Here is a 17547-nt window from a genome sequence, read left to right on the forward strand (position 1 = left end):
ACATTGGCGAGGCAAACATTACCCCAGAAATGGGTGTTGGGGGCAACCATACCCCCATTAATTTTTTTATACAGGCGGTTTTAATCGCTCGTGTCGTTTTTCCTCCCCGCTCTTTAGACACGGGGCTTCCAAACTCCCGGAGGTTTCTCGTGATTGATTCGCTTTAAATAACGTAGGGTCAGCAACGCCGATCCTACGTCCTGTTCGTTTTCTCAGCCTGACTTCACTCAGTCGCGGGACGGGGAGAGGGGGTTGACAGGCTAGGCTATTTTTGGTAGGATAAGTATATTGAATAATGGGGATTAAGCAAAAATATTTTTTTCAAAACAATCCCATTGTTTAATAATACCAGAACACAGGCTCAAAAGTCAAGCGGAAAGGCGAAAAAAAAAGGCCGAATTTCAAGGAAAAAGCATTTTTTTTGAGGTGAAAGTGAGTTAATCGGGAGCAGGTGAACCGTTGAGTCGATCAAAAATATAACGGGACATTTGAGGAAAAATCTCTTCATCCTGGGCGTAAGCGGAACTATTGGCAAAAATGGCTAGGATATAGATCGCTTTGTCATCCATTGTTCTAACGAAAGCAACTTCCTGACGAGAATGACTGGTATAGCCTACTTTTGAGCCAAAATAAATATTAGTGGGTAAAGACTCACCTAAGAACCCTTCAATAGAGTTGGGTTCCTCATCTTTCCAAGCTTCAGGCTTCAAATCTCGGGTGAGGAGATAGGCAATTTTAGTCGAAGCTGTTTCGGAGATGGATTGTTTGGTGTAGATTTCATACAAGAGTCGAGCGGCTTGATCGGTGCTGAATCGGTTTCCACCCGCTAAAAATGAAGTTTTCCAGAGTTGAAAATCCCGTCCAGTCGGTTGTTCTCCCCAATTAGAAATGGGATAATTTTTAGTAGATAATTTAATCCCACTATAACCAGCTTCTCGGAAAAAGAGATTGACTTGATGACGCTTATTAATCCAAGTTTCTAAAGCTTTTCCCTCTAAATCCTGTCCTGATTTTGTAGCGGTAATGGCATCTAAAATCCGACTGGCTGAATCATTATCGGAAATTCGCATCATATTAGATAAATCAATATAATAGGCGGATTCATCTTTAATGACACCTGCTTCTGAATAGCCGAGGAAAGCGACTAACCAGAATAACTTAGAAACACTGGCTGGAAATCTGAGAATGGTATTGTTGTAACCCGCAAAGCTATGTGTCGCTGAACGACTGACATCAATTAAAGTAATCGATAAAGACTCAGTGGGTAGTTGTTTGCGTTTGGCGAGTTCAACGGTTTGATCGACAATCTTCTGAAGTTCTTCGCTATAAACGAGCTTGGGAGGCTGGAGAACATTGTAAATTGGGTGTCCATCTCGGGTGGACGGTAAAACAGGAACCGAAGGAGTCGATGGTTGAGACAATGACAGAACTGTTTTGACTAGGATAACAGCAGTCGAACCGATGAGTGCGATCGCGACAGCAAGTAATAAAACCCGAGCATAGTTAATCCGAAATCGGGGAGTGCGGTGTTTGGGATGAATCATAGAGCGGTGTAGGGACACCGAAGTAGGAAGACGATAACGGACTCGACGTTGAAAGCCAGATGACAATTTAGTACCTCTTGTAGGAAAAATTGAAATCCCCGTTAAACGGTATCAGGTTTTGATTTTTGGTAGAGCTGCAAGTGAACAGCGAATTGTAATAATATCCTAAGATTCCAGAAAAACAAACAAAAAGCCAAGAGCAAGGCTCTGGCTTTGTAATATATTAACTCCTGCGGCACCCGAATCGATATCTCTCTTGCTGATTTGTGATCAAGCGGCAACAACATCGCTAAAGTCACCCGCGAGATAACGTAAAATCGAGTCAACGGTTTCTTGCTTCAGCCATCCCTTGTGAACTGCCGTTTCTCCAAAACGCATTCCAGTTAGGTGTTGTTCGGCTAAGATCGTTTCAATTTGCTGATCATTAAGTAATTTAGCGGTTTTCAGGTAGTGACCGATAGGCTGTTTACGGGACTCCATTGAAATTTTGGGTAAGTGTTCAGCGAAAAAGTCAACGGTTTCCTGATCGACCAATCCCCAGTGGGATAAAATTTCTCCAAATCGCATATTGCTCTGTTCAGCCTGAGCATCCAAAACCATGCTGACTTGATGAGGAGTGATTAAACCTGCTTCTTGTAAGACTTGACCTAATAATGGCATCTGCCAAGTCGGTGTAGCAGAGGGTAAGAGAGAAAACTGAGGAGCGCGGTAAAGATTGAGACGTTGCTTGATCACTAACCACACGAAGGGAAGATCATCAACTAAATACCGTTTCCAGAGTCGCTTGGGTTCACAGGAGAGCCGATAGAGCCATTCAATGCCGAGTTCGCTCATCCACTCTGGAGAACGGGGTTTTTCACCCGCTTCAAAGTCAATGGAAGCTCCGATGGCGAGGAATACTCTAATATTTTTGAGTTTGTGCTTGTGCTTAACGATCCATTTTTCTTGCTTGGGAGCGCCTAAGCCAACGGCCAGCACCGTTGCTCCCGAATGGTTAACGCGATCAATTATTCTTTGGCATTCTACTTCATCTTTCTCAAAACCAAAGGGCGGGGAGTAGGTATCAACAACGATTTCCCGTCCGACAATGCTATTGATTTTTTGTTGGGCGCGAGCTGCTACGCCTTCACCCGCACCTAGAAGGAAGATTCTGGTATTTTCACAACTTCCATAATGTCTGTAAAAAGCAGGGAATAGATCAGAGCCGGAAATTTTCTCGCGAATCGGTTGACCCAGAAGGCGAGAAGCATAATATAAAACTTGACTATCGCAAACACGGTAATCTGAATTTTGATAAATTCGGTAGAATTCCTCGTCTTTTTGAAGATTAATCAGGTGGTCTACGTTGGGTGTGAACACAACACCACCCTGTTGACCTAACTTCTGAAGAAGCTCCTCTTTAGAAAGATTATCAATATGGGCATTCAGAATTTTAACGGTGTTCATAGGTGAAATTATTGTGAATTATTAAAGATAGATTGATGGCTCAGAATAACTCCGTCAATTAAGCAACCTAAACAGATCTATAAATCTTTTAACTTTTTTCAACATCTATCTTGAGTTATACACGTTAGACAGATATTTGAGAAAGCTTTTAGGTGCTAACTTTTCTGCAAGATTTCACTCAATTTTGGTGCTTTGCATAACTGAATTATAAGATCATTTATTGTAAAGATACTAGGTGTTTTTGTAAAGTTCCGACCCTTTATCTGTAAAGTTTCGGTAAAGAGCGAGTGATCAATTAGACATTGCGAAGAAACCCATATCATTGGATCTCAGTAGGTGATTGACATCCAGTATACACTTGCATCCGTATATTCCTCCGATTTTACTGATCTTCACGGTTTTGATAGACATCAGACATCCACCGCGATCGCTTTTGAGGGACACAGGGGTACTTCAACGGATGAAGATCCCTTGCATAAATTTGATGGCAATCCCAGATAAAACAGTACACCCTCAAATTTATCACTTTTATAATGCTAACCCAAGCGAAGCCAAGATGTCCCACTTGCTCTGTGCCTTCTCGGTTAAACTTAAAGCATCTTCGGGTTTCCAGCCCACAACAACAGCCAACTGAGATGCCACTACAGAGGAGAGCGAGCGCTGTGGATCAACAAATCAAAGGCTTAATTGAGCAAGTCTACCAATTTGAACGGACTAGCCCCCAAGCACGCAAAGCCCTAACTCGACTGTTAATTTTCGTCCAGCGACATCCGGATTTATACCGATCCTCCCATCCCGACTATTCGGAGGCTCTTAATCGTACCCTAGAATGGATGTGCAGAAATCTTCAAAGCTTTGAACCCCGTTCTGCTTCTATCGAACAAAGCCTGATTCGCTGGATTAATGGTTATCTTAAATGGCGGGTGCGAGATTTGTATAGTCCAGACAGTTATTATCAACGTCATGTTAGCTTCGATATTCCGATTATTAACCGTGAGGGAGAATCAACAACTTTGATGGATTTGTTTGTTGATCAAAAAACGCTCATCGGTATTGAAGGATGGATCGAAGGCATTCAGAAGGAAAGACGTGTCAGTATCGGGGATGCTGTTTGGGAATATATAGAACAAGATCCAGAAAATCTGCTCAAAAGTTGTTATCCCAAAAAACAACCCGAATGTCACTGTCAAATTTTAGCAAAACGATTACTTTTGCAACAACCGCCTCAGAAAATTTCTGAGATCGCCCGAGAATATAATATAAGCAATCAAACACTTTACTCTCACTGGAAGCGCAAATGTCTTCCGTTGTTACAAACAATTTCTGATCAAATTAGTCAACGCTTTGGACTTGAAAAATGAATCTAATTCTCCCTTTGACTTTACCTGTTCCCGTCAGCCAAGATGCTCACCGTTTCGCCCGACAATTTGCTCTAGAACAAGCCACTCCGGAAAAAGGAAAACAAGTTTATCTCAATACATTAGCGGTTGTGGCGCTGCGAGACTATCTGCGGTGGCTGTCAATTTCTACAGCAATTGATCAAGGTGATTGTTGGCAGCCGGCGAAAAGAGCGATGTTTAATGTAGCTGACTTGGTTTTACCCCATTTAGGCAAACTGGAATGTCTTCCAATTTTACCCAACCAAAACTATTTAGAAATTCCGACAGAAGTCGCTGATCAGCGTTTAGGTTATATTGCCGTTCAGTTTAGCGAGGAACTCAAAGAGGTTGAATTATTAGGGTTTGTTTCAGCCCAAGAAATCAGCCATCCTCCAGAACCGATTCCACTCAGTAAGCTTCATTCCCTTGATGATTTGATTGATCATCTTAATTGGCATCGCAAATGGACGAATTTGTGGCAAGATCTTTCTCAACCGGAATGGCAACCTCTCGAACTGTTACCCTCTCTGAATACAAGAAGTTTAAAAGCAACAAGACAACCCATGAGAAATTTTTTAAAACTTGAGTCTTTAGAACAAAGCTTTATTCGAGGAAAGGTGATTGAATGGGAAAATAATAACACAAAGTTAGCCTTTTTGCTAAGGGTAAAAGTCAGTGAACAGTCAACCGAAGAAGTTCATGTTAACATCAGACTTGATTCCTTTAGTGAAGAGTCAACCGAAGAAGTTGACGTCAAAATGGGAGTTAATTCCCGTTACTCCTTGGGAGAAAACACTTATTTGCCTGCGGGCTTGGAGGTTAGTGTACTCGATGAATCTGGAGTCGTTTGTATGCAGAATAAAGCCGGAGAAGCCGATCAGTGGATTGAATTAGAATTCGGGTGTCAACCGCAGGAAAAATTCAGTCTACAAATTCTTTTAAACGAAAATAAGATGATCGAAAATTTTCAGGTTTAAACAATTTAACAGGGGGAACTATATGACAGTTATCAAGGTTTTAGTTTTTTGGGATCAGGGAGTCAATAAATTTCGAGTTCGGCTGGCTCAGAGTGATGGTCAAATTAATTCACTGGATGGTTATTTGCCTGCTTTACCGCCTCACTTAGAAGCCTCACAACCGCAACTAGAATCCTCAAATTTTCGTCAATCTGCTTATAGTCAATGGCAGTATTCTTATAGTCAGTTTGAAGCCGTTCGTAAAGTTTCAAGCCGGATTAATCCCAAAAAAATCCTCACGGATTCGGAAGCTAGAGAAATCACTTCTCAGCAAAAAGAATCAGTGATTAAGAGTTTAAATGAATGGCTAAACTGTCAGGATTCAAGTTGGCAACCGATTCGAGATGAATTAATTGCGGTTCTCAGCCACTTACAAAAAACTGGACAGGAAGCCCGTCTTTTTCTGGATACAGAACATCCTCAACTGCGTCGTCTTCCTTGGCAAGAATGGGATTTATTTAAACATCGTTTTCCTCAAGCTGAAGTTTCAGTTCGTCTGCAAACAAGCCTAACAAAAATTCAACCAATTCGCCAAGACGCTCAAGTTAAAGTGTTGGCTGTTATTGGTAAAAGTGATGGCATTAATACTCAGTTTGATGAAGAAGTGATTAAAGCGTTAGAGAAAAAAAATGCACAAGTCACGGTTTTAAAGCAGCCCAAGCGGGAAGAACTTTCAAAAGCCTTGCGAGAAAAACAAGGTTATCATTTATTTGTTTTTTCGGGTCACAGTTCTTCCCGTGCCGATGGTACAATTGGTAGTATTGAATTAAATGACCATGACAAAGATTCCCTTGAAATTGAGGAGTTTAAAAGTGCGTTTATAGAAGCAATTAAACAAGGATTACAACTCGCTATTTTCAATTCTTGTGATGGTTTAGGACTCGCCCACCAACTGGCTGAGTTAGGTTTACCTCGAAGTATTGTGATGCGAGAACCTATTCCTGATGAAGTTGCGGTGAAGTTTTTGAAGTATTTTTTTGAAGAATTTACGAACAAAAAATCTCTTTTTCATTCTATTCATCTTTCGAGAGAACGACTAATCGAGTATGGTTTTGAAAAGTCTTATCCCGGTGTGTCTTGGCTTCCTACGCTTTGTGTACAGGAAGTAACGCTTTCAACATCACTAACTTGGCAAGATTTTATTAAACAAAAACCACTCCATGAAGCTTGGGTAAAACCGTTGGGGGTAATAGCAAGTTTAGCAATTGTGACGATTGTTGCTCAGACTTTATACAGAGTGATACGTCAACCTGATCTGATTCCGTTATCCCCTTCGCTAGAAAATAAAATGAGTCAAGGTGAAAAACTTCTAATTTCATCTAATACAAACCAGCATAAAGAAGCAGGAATTGTTGACTACAAGAATCAAGATTTTGGAGGCGCAATAGACAATTTTATTAAAGCACTGAATAAAAATCCTAATGATCCGGAAACCGTCATTTATTTGAATAATGCGATCGCTCAACAAAAAGTCGTAACTAATACGGGAAAAAAAGTTGAAATTGCTGTGAGTGTACCCATTAGCAAGGAGCCTAATGTTTCGCAAGAAATGTTACGGGGTGTCGCTCAAGCTCAAACTCAGATTAATTGTGGTTTACAGGAAGTTCAGCAGGCTATTACACAACTGCAAACACAATTTAACTGCTCAAAAGGGATCAATGAAACCTTTTTACAGGTGACAATTGCTAATGATGAATATCAGCCTGAAGTTGCAGAAAAAGTCGCTCAAGCTTTTGCAAAAAATCAAAATATCTTAGCGGTAATTGGTCATTTTTCGAGTGATATGACACTAAGGGCTGGAGAGGTTTATAATCAACAGAAGTTAGTGGCTATTTCTCCCACTAGCACTTCAGTGGAGTTGTCTAATATCAGTAGTCCTTATATTTTTCGGACGGTTCCAAATGATAGAGCAGCTGCTCAACAGTTATTTGAATATATGCGTAAACAACTCGCAGAATATGCACAAGTAGCGGTTGCTTATGTTCCCGGTAATGCCTATAGTGAATCCCTGTTCAGTGAGTTTGAGAAGTTACTTTCTTCTAATTCTTTTGTTCATAAGTGTGACTTATCGAGTAGTTTTTTTAGTGCAGGAGACTGTGTAGACAATGCCAAGAAGGAAGGCGCTCAAGTATTATTATTAATTCCAGCGACTGATGAAACGCTCACTAAAGTCATTGGAATTATCAACAATACCAATGGAGATTTAAAACTTTTAGGGGGAGATTCTGTCTATAACCCGAGAACTTTAAAAGATGCAGGTGAACAGGCTTTCAAGGGAAGTCTTGCAATAGCAGTTCCCTGGCATCGTAGCCCATACTCTGATTTTTCCCAACAAGCTCAAGACTTTTGGAAAGCCTCTATAAACTGGCGAACAGCAACTACATATGATGCCACTCAAGCTATCATTCAAGCCCTAAGTGAAAGCCGGGAAAATTTCAGTCGTCGTCAGCTTCATCAAAAACTTTCGAGTCCTAATTTTTTTGCTAAAGGAGCAGAAGGAAAGATTTATTTTGATGAGTATGGTGATTTTCAATCGACTGAGAATGTGTTAGTAGAGGTTCAAGAGAGTGGAAAAGAAAACTATATCTTTGAAAAAATTGAATAAAACACTTATTTTCCCTCAAGTTTAGAAGTTCACAGTACATTAATCAGTTTGGAGATGCTTATATGAATGTTACAACTAGAAAAACCAAGCCGTGGGTTGAGTTAGAATGGGATTGTCAACTCCAAAAAGGAATCTGTTTGCAAATGTTAGTAGATAAGGATAAAATCATTGAACCCTTTAGGATTTGATTGTATGAATACTTCAATGACCCTGATCAAGCTGCAACTCCTCGAAAGTTCTGAACCCGGTTTTCATGTCAATCTAACAATGCTAAAAAGTCAGGAAGACTTTGATTCGATTAATGGCTTTCTTGCTGATCCACCTCCAGAACTCGAAACCTCATTAAAAAATTGGCAGGAATCCTATTTTCAACTGGATGGAGTTCGTAAAATTTATACGCGAATTACTCCGATTTCTATTGTTTGTTGTTCTAGTGCTGAACAAAGAAATGCCGTTAAATTTCATCTCAATCAATGGCTGAATAACAGTGATCGTCGGTGGCAGATTTTTCGAGAAGAACTCATTTATCTGTTAAGTAAACTCAGAAATTCAGGTGGAGAGACAGGTATTATACTTGATGTTAATCAGACTCAATTAAGTCGTTTACCTTGGCAAGAATGGCAGTTGCTTGAATCTCATTTTCCAGACACTGAAATAGCAATTCGTGTGAAAGGTTCAGACAAAATAAAATCTCCTCCAAAATCGGATAAAATTAAAATTTTAATGGTGATCGGAACCCATGAGGGTTTAAACACAAATCAAGACTTGAACATCATTCAAAGTTTAGATCAAAAAGAAGCAGAAGTTACAATTTTAATTCAGCCAAATAAACGAGAGCTTTCAGATGTTTTTTTAAAAGAGGATAGTTACCATATTTTTGTTTTTTCCGGTCATAGTGGGAGCGATGAACAGGGAAAAATTGGCTGGATACAGATTAATGATAGCCAGAATGGTTCGCTCAGTATTGATGAGTTTAAAAATAATTTTAGATTTTTGATTGAAAAGGGATTGCAGTTAGCGATTTTTAACTCTTGTGATGGTTTGGGACTGGCTCATCAATTAGCGCAGTTGAATTTACCCCGTTGTATTGTGATGCGAGAACCTGTTCCCGATGAAGTTGCTATCCGGTTTTTAGAATACTTTTTTGTAGAGTTTACGCAAAATAAATCTCTGTTTAGCTGTGTTAATCGAGCCAAAAAATCTTTAGAGATGTTTGATTTTGACGATCAAAAATGTCCGGGAGCAATGTGGCTACCCACTTTGTGTATTCGGGAGTCTGCCTTATCAAAACCCCTAACTTGGCAAGGACTAAAGCAATCAGACAAATCTATAAATAAAGTTAATTTTACATCGATTAGAAAGCCATTATTAATGGGAAGTTTAGTGGTTTTTACAATCTTTTTATGGATTGTTTATGATAAAACAAGACCTAAACACCCAGCAGGTTGTCCTCAGAGTGCGGTTGTAACGAACCGAAAAACCAACAAAAAATCTAATCAATGTTTTGCTTATGTTGCCAATGTACCTGAAGGAAAAATCTGGCATGGAGGGAGTACAACTTGGGCAACTATCCGCAAAGAAGTTAATCCTGAAATCAAAAAAATATTTCCACAATTTGATATAACTTACAAAGATCATTTGACTTTACCTCCCGGTTCTAGAACGGGAATTGAAATGTTACTCCAAGGTCAATTAGTCTTTGCTGAATCTTCCAGACCCCTAAGAGATGAGGAACTACGAGAGGCAAGAAATCGCGGATTTCAACTGAAGCAAGTTCCTGTCGGAATTGATGCGATCGCAGTCATTGTTCACCCGGATCTAGAAATTTCTGGCTTAAGTATTGAACAACTCAAAAAGATTTATTTAGGTCAAATTACGAACTGGAAAGATGTCGGAGGGCCTGACCTAAAAATCATTCCTTATTCACGTCCAAGTAGCGGTGGAACGACACAGTTTTTTCAAGAAAATATTCTCGGAGAGCAAAATTTTAGTAAAAATGTTGAATTCATTCCAACCACAACTCAAGCAATCCGACAAGTCACTCAAAATCAAGCAGGAATTTACTATGCTTCTGCACCGGAAGTTGTCCCTAGCTGTGGTGTCAAATCCATTCCAATTCGTCAATCTACAGGAGAATGGATAGCTCCCTATAAAGGTTCACTGGTATCACCAGAAAACTGTCCAAAACAGCGCAATCAGCTTAATCTAGAAGCCTTTAGAACAAATGAATATCCTCTAACTCGTAAAGTATTTGTGATTATTAGACTTGATGATTCAGTTGATCAACAGGCGGGAGAAGCTTATGCTGAATTATTGTTAACAGATGAAGGACAAAAACTGATTCAGAAAGCGGGTTTTATTCCGCTTAGTTCTTTTTAGAGGTGAGTAGGCTTAGTCAAAACTTGGGAAGAACTCAAAAATACTGAATTTCCACAGGTTAACAGTACAATGTATCCTCATAAAAATCTTCACAGGAGATAGGAATTACATCTTTAAAACCCAAACTTTCGAGATAGGATTTCCAACCTGTGGGATGATCTTCAACGTGTAGATTTCCGAGTAAACAAGCAACATTGGCAATCCAAGGAAGGGTTGAAATCCGATATCCCTGCCAATTCACTGCTACGGATAACCAGTCGGGTAGGTTATTAATATCTAATTGAATTGAGGGTTCATAACTTGCCCTAAAATAGTAAATTTTGCCAATATTTGACATTTTTAACTGATTGAACTCCCGTCAACATTCGTCAAATTAACATTATAAATGACAAGTTACCGAACGTAGGAAGCCCCGTTAATATCAATCGTGGTTCCAGTTGTATGGGGGGATAAACCTGATGCTAAAAACGCCACAACATAACCCACATCTTCGGGAGATGCCATTTCGCCCATAGGAATATCTTTGGTTAGATTTGCTTCTCCATAGGTTTTAATTGCTGTATCAATAATCCGTTCAGTGCGAACAAAACCGGGAGCGATCGCATAGGCTAAAATATTATCTTTAGCGAATCCTCTGGCTATGCTTCGAGTCAGAGAAATCACTCCTCCTTTGGAAGCGGCATAATGAATATAGTCGGGTGTATCGCCTCGAAAAGCGGCACGACTGGCAATATTAATGATGATTCCGCCGCTTTGTTGCTGAAAATGATGAATTGCTTCTCGACACAAATCAGCCACAGCAATTAAGTTAACCTGAAGCGTTTGTTGCCAAGTTTGGTTCCAAGTTTCTAACTCATCTTTAATACTCGCGGGAATAATTATTCCGGCATTATTCACAATTACATCAATTTTTCCTTTCCATGAAATCGCCTGTTTCCATAACTCAATCGCTGCATTTTTCTCCGCTAAATCAGCTTGAACTAAATAACAAGCCTCTTCCCCTAAATCTTGTAAAATTTCTGTAGCTTTCTGCTGACTCTTTCCATAGTGCAGAATCACATCTGCCCCGGCTTGGTTTAATATTTTGACTGTAGCGGCGCCAATTCCCTGACTTCCGCCTGTTACCAAAATCACTTTTCCGCTCAAATCAATCATTCTTTTTTACTCACAGGTTGTTGCTCTAAATTTTGATAGAAAGCCAGTAATCATACAATAATTACTGACTTTTTAATCTCCAAAATCAGCTTTGACTGACAGCTAATCGAGTGAATAATCGACGAATTTCTCCCATCCAGAGAACCATAGAAGTCCCGCCAATAATAATCAGCCAGTGTGTTAAAGATAGAGGTACGGTTCTAAACACTTGTCCACCAAACTGTACAATGATAATTTGACCGATTAAAATCAACAGAGCAATGCCAATAAAATTCCAATTCGTGGCTAAATTAGAAAAAACAGACTCTTTCAAGCCAAAACATTTGGCGTTAAACAAATTCCAAAATTGCAACATGACAAACGTTGTAAAAAACAGCGAAAGTTCATAGGGCGTAGTCGCATTATCCCGTTGAATATAAAGCAAAAACCCAGCCAGTAATAGGAGAAAAATCGGCCCAACGGTGAAAATACTGATCGCCATTGGTTTAGAAATAATAAACGCTTGGGAATCTCGAGGCGGCATTTCCATCACCTTTTGACTGGGCGGTTCTGTGGCTAACGCTAAGGCAGCAAAGGTATCCATAATTAAGTTGACCCAGAGTAATTGAGTCACCGTTAAGGGTAAATCAATCCCAATAAACGGCCCTAACAAGGCAATCCCACAAGCAGCCACATTAATAGTTAGCTGAAACAGAATAAATTTCTGAATGTTTTGATAAAGTGATCGCCCCCATAATACCGCTCGTTCGACACTGCCAAAAGAATTATCAAGTAAGATAATATCGCTGGCTTCTTTACTAACAAATGTTCCACTTCCCATCGCTAAACCGACTTGTGCTTGGGATAACGCCGCCGCATCATTTGTTCCATCTCCGGTTACTGCTACGACTTCACCCATTGCTTGTAAAAGTTGTACAATCCGTTGTTTATCTTGTGGACGAGCGCGAGCAATGACTTTAGCATTTTTCAGCACAAATTTGGCAGTTTCATCATCCATCAAACGCAACTGTGAACCCATGATAAAAGCATCAGGACTCTCATCTTGAGCGGCAATCCCAATTTGTTGAGCGATTTGTTGAGCCGTCAATAAACTATCACCCGTGATCATTTTGACATCAATTCCCGCACTCAAACACAATCGTACCGCATCAGGAACTTCGGGTCGAACGGGGTCAGCAATGGCAACAAATCCCAACCAAATCATGTCTTCATGTTCTTCAAGATTGACGTCTTGTTGGTGCATTGTGGGTTCGGCAATATAAGCAAATGCCAGGGTTCTTTTTCCCATTGCTTCGTACAGTCTCAACTCTTCTATGAGTTCTTTTCTTTCTTCGGGTCGAATAACGCTCACGCCTGCGGGAGTCAAAATTTGATCGCAGTGAGAGAGTAAAATATCGGGAGCGCCTTTAATATGCAAAACAGAACGACCTGTAGAGGGAGAAATACCCAAAGTTGTCATATACTTGCGTTCAGAAGTAAATGCAAGTTGATGGGTGACAACAAACTGTTCGCGACTGGTGACATAATCAACGTTAAAATTGCCTAACCACAACAATAAAGCGCCTTCTGTGGGGTTTCCTAAAGGGTGAGAAGCTTCTCCGGGATGACGTTCTAAGTTGGCGGTACTGTTGGCGGTTATTGCTTCAATGAGTAGCGGATTTTCTTTAAGAGGAGTGTTCCATAAACAAGGAAAATCATAGTTACTAACCTGCATTTGATTGAGCGTTAAAGTCCCTGTTTTATCTGAACAAATCACCGTCGCCGCCCCAATGGTTTCGCAGGCGTGCATTCGTCGTACTAGGTTATTTTGTTTTGCCATTTTATCCATACTGTAGCCCAGACTGAGGGTAACACTCAGAGGCAATCCTTCTGGTACGGCTACTACAATGACAGCAACGGCAATCATAAAATAGGTGAGAAATTCAGCCGCAACAGAGGCGGGTATCCACTGCGTTGGAGAACCGGATATCCAGTTGAACCCGTAGCCGATTCCAATACTTGAAGCAAAAATGAGTAATCCGAATCCAAAGGTTTTTAACCACTCAATCCAGTTATTTTCTGCCAATTCCTCCGGGAGTTCGATCTCATATCCGGCTACTTCTAAACCATCATAAACGATGGGCAACCAAACCGGAATTAAAGCAATTGTTAGACTGATGATTAGGGAGCTAATGATGTACCATTGAGAGAAATTAAGAGCGAGTTCACCGGTGATAATTCCTCTAACAACCAAAGCAATATCAATCAAAATGGCGATCGCTAATCCTAATACACCGATGAGTTTGCTTAAGCCATCAAGTTGTTGATTTAAAGGCGTTTCAACATCGTTAGGATCAGCAACTGAACGAGCCGTTTTACCGATTTCAGTGTGATCACCAACGGCTGTAATTTGAAGAATACCATGTCCATCTGTGACATAGGTTCCCCGAAAAACCTGATCGGGAGGATAGGCTATATCTTCATGCCAATCATCAGAAGTAGCGAAGGCGACTTTGTTGACTGAGGCGGACTCTCCGGTTAAGTTTGCTTCATTAACTTTCAGGGAAACTGCATCTAAAATTCGAGCATCAGCCGGAATTTCATCGCCCAATTCAACCAAGACAATATCACCCACTACAATGTCTTTTTTGGGGACGGTTGTATAGCTATCATCTCGAATCACATTGATGGGAACTTCATCATTAATTTGATTGAGGATATTAAATTCTTGATTGGCTTTATATTCATTGATAAAAGCAACCGTTGTTGCCAGTATAATCGCTACAATAATACCAAATCCTTCGAGAGCATTTCCTTCAAAAATACCCACGCTAATGGCGATCACTGCGGCAACAATCAGAATCCGAATAATTGGATCATCAAACTTTTCTAAAAATTGTTTCCAAATGGGATCACGTTCTGGCGGTGTGAGAATATTAACGCCGTGAGTTTGGCGACTTGCCTCAACTTCTGCGGATGTTAGTCCTTTGAGGTGGTTCATGTCTTTTGCCGAATTTGTAAGAGGTTTTCTAGATAACGCTTGAGTGTAAATGCACGACCTTGACATCAATCGCTTCTGATTAGACAGATCGATGAATCTCAAACGAGGGAGGGTTTTCCAGTTCACAGTCTGAAGGGTCAGTCAGTTATGAATGGATAAAGTGCGGTATACTAACTTGTTTATTCAGCGTAGCAGAATTGCAGAAAAATTGTAACAGGGTGAACGTTTTTGCTCTAAGGTCATAGGTATAAATTCCTTATACTTACCATGAGCTAACCTAAAGGGAGAGAGGAATTCTTTTCAGCCAGTTCAGTCATTAAAGCATTTAAAAATTCAACGTTTTTCGCTCATTAAATTTCAGGTGATTTTTAACTTTCCACCCAATTTAGCCCAATAGACTCATTCTCTAAATTATTTAATTTTTTGGAAAAATAAACAGTATCATAATTATCAAAATGAGATTTTAACTGGCGCTTATTGATTGCTCTGTTTTTGCTCAAACACAATCACTAAATTGAGGAAATTTTTCATCGGGAGAACTTGTAGACTGATGATCTGTCTTCTGATAATCATTTTAAATGATCATGGGAAAATATATTTTTTTGTTAAGTTTTGCATTTTTGTTAAGTTTTTTGCTATATCCCTCCTTTCCCCAAGTTAACCCGGCTATTCCGGCTGAGTTTAGCTTAATTCAAACTGTTACTGGGATTAAACTTTATCGTAATCCTAAAGGTGATTTTATTCAAGTCATCGACCTGAGTCAAGGAGCATCTATTGAAGTGCTTTTAGGTGAACCCGTCGGGGAAGGGGAAGCTGCGGCTTATGGGGGTAAAAATCCTCTGTTTCAACGTCAAACGCTGCAACAATTTTGGTTAGAATTTTCTGAAACTTTTGGTGAAAAAGCATTTTCAGTTTATAATGGTCAGTTTTTTAACCTCAAAAACCCCAGCGCCTTGGCTTTTCCGGTTCAAGTGAAGGGAAAATTAATCACGACAGGTTATGCTGGAAATACTGAATTTCCCGGAGAAAAAGTAGTTTTAGGACTTGCAGAAAATCGGGCTGATATTCTTCCATTTTCAGAAGACAGCAATTTTCAAAAAGATTCATTTCCCTTTGATCACGCAATTGTTGGAATTCGAGAAGATGGCGGCACAAAAACCGTTGAATGGTATTCAAAAGATCCCTTAAAAGAACGACCCCGAACATTTATGGGTGTTGCTAATTTTGACCATATTTTTATTTTAACGTCTCCCGGAAAAACTCAAGGAGATGCCGCTAAAATTTTAAAAGCGTTTGGTGCAGAAAAAGTGATGATGCTGGATGGTGGGGGTTCCACTCAACTGATAATCAAAGGAATAGATTTTGTTTCTTCCACTGACGCAACACCTCGAACGATTCCCCAAGCCATAGGAGTATTTGAAGGCAAAAAAAAGGGAGAATAATTTTATTTTTCTCCCAAATATAAGATTAATTTTTGGATTTAATTCTTACGATTTTTCAGCCAACTATCAACAGAAAGAGAGTTAAAGCTATAACCCGATAACAAGATAAAAAAGACCAGACAGTAAATTAACTGTGAAGATGCTGTATCCCATTTCTGAAGTAAACACACGCCAAACATTAACGGCAACATTAACGTAAAACCTGCAATAATTGCATTACGAGTTTGAAAGCCAATAATCATTAAAAAACCAGAAATTAATTCAACAATGGGAATAAAAAATGCAGGAATTGCAATCATAAATTCAGGCACAGGTAATCCTTCGTACAAAGCCACTTGTGAGGCGACAAAGCCGGGAATATTGCCAATTCGGACTAACCCATGCACCATAAAGTTAATCCCAAATACCAGACGCAAAAGAGTATAAGCTAAGATGATATCCTGACGACGAAGGAGAATAGGAGTTTCGTTAAGTTTCATGGTTCAACTGAGAGTAGATGTTGGTTTTATTGACTGATTTCCCTCAGTTTAGGTTCAAATATGGCGATCGCAATTTATCCCCAACCTATTTTAAGTGTTGATTTAAAAAGGTAATGGTCTTTTTCCAAGCATCTTCAGCCGCTTCTGCATTATAACGAGTACCCGAGGGATTTGCAAAGGCATGATCCGCATTTTCATAGATATAAATTTCGGGTGACTTTCCAACTTGTTTTAAAGCGGCTTCAAACTGACGAACTGTTTCGACTGAAGGATTATTATCGAGTTCGGCAAAAATCCCTAAAATCGGCATTTTTAAAGCTTTAAGCTGATTCGGGTTGGTTTCAATTCCGCCACCATAATAAATCACCGTTGCATCCAACTCTTCAGGAAAGAGTAAGGCGGTATTCAGTGACCAAGTTCCGCCAAAACACCAACCAATACTCGCAATTTTTGGAGCTTTTTTATCTTGAGATAAATATTGATAGGCTTGACGAATATTGTTTTTCAAAGGTTGTTCATTATTTCGGGCTGCTGTGACTAATTCTCTGGCTTTTTCAGGATTGTCTGCAACTTCTCCCCCATACAAATCAACAGCTAAAGCCACATAGCCTTCTCCGGCGAGTCGTGAGGTCATGCTTTTAATATTATCATTTAATCCCCACCATTCATGGATGACAATTAAAGCAGGTAAAGATTCTTTTGCTTCCGTAGGACGAGCGAGATATCCGACTAAATCTTGATTGTTTAAACGTCCGTAAGTGACTGATTCTGTTTCTACAGGTTGACTCGGTTCAACGGCTACGAGGGGAGAAGAAAGGGGAAGATCATGCTGATGAGATCTCCACATTTGAGTAACACCATCTGGGGTGAGGCTATGACTCGCATCACCGGAATATTGACTTCCCCACAGAATTATCCCTAAAAACGTTAACAAAGCCAGTCCTAAGAATTTACGCATGAGAGTTTGATCCAAGTTTTACAGTTCAGAGTTTAGCGCATCCGGCTAATTTTTTCAGGGAATAGCGATGAGCCGCAATCACTGAACCCTCGAACATACCCTCACTCTAATATTGATTTAGATAAAAATAAAACCGGGGTAACAATAATTACATCTAAAAACAG

General features: G+C 39.9%; 12 protein-coding genes. 5 read left to right on the plus strand and 7 right to left on the minus strand.

The window, feature by feature from the left end:
• Positions 1 to 437 precede the first annotated feature (437 nt).
• Positions 438 to 1610: a class A beta-lactamase-related serine hydrolase gene (locus tag WN50_RS12985; protein WP_235440947.1), complete on the minus strand. Its 1173-nt coding sequence runs from the start codon at positions 1608 to 1610 to the stop codon at positions 438 to 440.
• A 204-nt stretch (positions 1611 to 1814) separates the two neighbouring features.
• Positions 1815 to 2990 carry a WecB/TagA/CpsF family glycosyltransferase gene (locus WN50_RS12990; RefSeq protein WP_046276499.1) on the minus strand — a complete coding sequence of 392 codons (1176 nt, stop codon included), beginning with the start codon at positions 2988 to 2990 and terminating at the stop codon, positions 1815 to 1817.
• Between the two features lie 662 nt (positions 2991 to 3652).
• On the opposite strand from WN50_RS12990, the gene WN50_RS12995 reads away from it, so the two are divergent.
• From WN50_RS12995 to WN50_RS30945, 4 genes are all read left to right on the plus strand, one after another.
• Positions 3653 to 4351 (plus strand): helix-turn-helix domain-containing protein, encoded by a 699-nt coding sequence (locus WN50_RS12995; RefSeq protein ID WP_046276500.1) that lies wholly within the window; start codon positions 3653 to 3655, stop codon positions 4349 to 4351.
• On the plus strand, positions 4348 to 5346 hold the full coding sequence (locus WN50_RS13000) for a DUF1822 family protein (RefSeq protein WP_046276501.1): 999 nt from the start codon (positions 4348 to 4350) through the stop codon (positions 5344 to 5346). The genes WN50_RS12995 and WN50_RS13000 overlap by 4 nt, the downstream gene beginning before the upstream one ends.
• Positions 5347 to 5368: 22 nt before the next feature.
• A complete protein-coding gene (locus WN50_RS30940) occupies positions 5369 to 7990 on the plus strand; it encodes an ABC transporter substrate-binding protein (RefSeq protein WP_053221508.1) in 2622 nt (873 codons plus the stop codon).
• A gap of 192 nt (positions 7991 to 8182) precedes the next feature.
• Positions 8183 to 10369 carry a substrate-binding domain-containing protein gene (locus WN50_RS30945; protein WP_200906273.1) on the plus strand — a complete coding sequence of 729 codons (2187 nt, stop codon included), beginning with the start codon at positions 8183 to 8185 and terminating at the stop codon, positions 10367 to 10369.
• A 58-nt stretch (positions 10370 to 10427) separates the two neighbouring features.
• Here WN50_RS30945 and WN50_RS13015 read toward each other — a convergent pair whose 3' ends face one another.
• The 3 genes from WN50_RS13015 to WN50_RS13025 form a co-directional block, all read right to left on the minus strand.
• Positions 10428 to 10706, minus strand: coding sequence for a hypothetical protein (locus WN50_RS13015; protein ID WP_046276503.1), 279 nt, complete (start codon positions 10704 to 10706; stop codon positions 10428 to 10430).
• Between the two features lie 56 nt (positions 10707 to 10762).
• On the minus strand, positions 10763 to 11524 hold the full coding sequence (locus WN50_RS13020) for an SDR family NAD(P)-dependent oxidoreductase (RefSeq protein ID WP_046276504.1): 762 nt from the start codon (positions 11522 to 11524) through the stop codon (positions 10763 to 10765).
• A gap of 85 nt (positions 11525 to 11609) precedes the next feature.
• Entirely contained in the window at positions 11610 to 14504 is a 2895-nt protein-coding gene (locus WN50_RS13025) for a calcium-translocating P-type ATPase, PMCA-type (protein WP_046276505.1), read from the minus strand.
• A gap of 584 nt (positions 14505 to 15088) precedes the next feature.
• Here WN50_RS13025 and WN50_RS13030 point away from each other — a divergent pair.
• Entirely contained in the window at positions 15089 to 15946 is an 858-nt protein-coding gene (locus WN50_RS13030) for a phosphodiester glycosidase family protein (RefSeq protein ID WP_049559360.1), read from the plus strand.
• Between the two features lie 38 nt (positions 15947 to 15984).
• Here the strand turns inward: WN50_RS13030 and WN50_RS13035 are convergent, their stop codons facing one another.
• Together WN50_RS13035 and WN50_RS13040 are read right to left on the minus strand one after the other, a co-directional pair.
• The gene (locus tag WN50_RS13035; protein WP_046276507.1) at positions 15985 to 16425 is read right to left on the minus strand and encodes a DoxX family protein; all 441 of its coding nucleotides are present in this window, start codon (positions 16423 to 16425) and stop codon (positions 15985 to 15987) included.
• A gap of 85 nt (positions 16426 to 16510) precedes the next feature.
• Positions 16511 to 17383 carry a dienelactone hydrolase family protein gene (locus WN50_RS13040; protein ID WP_046276508.1) on the minus strand — a complete coding sequence of 291 codons (873 nt, stop codon included), beginning with the start codon at positions 17381 to 17383 and terminating at the stop codon, positions 16511 to 16513.
• Positions 17384 to 17547: the final 164 nt, after the last annotated feature.

It is taken from the genome of Limnoraphis robusta CS-951, assembly GCF_000972705.2.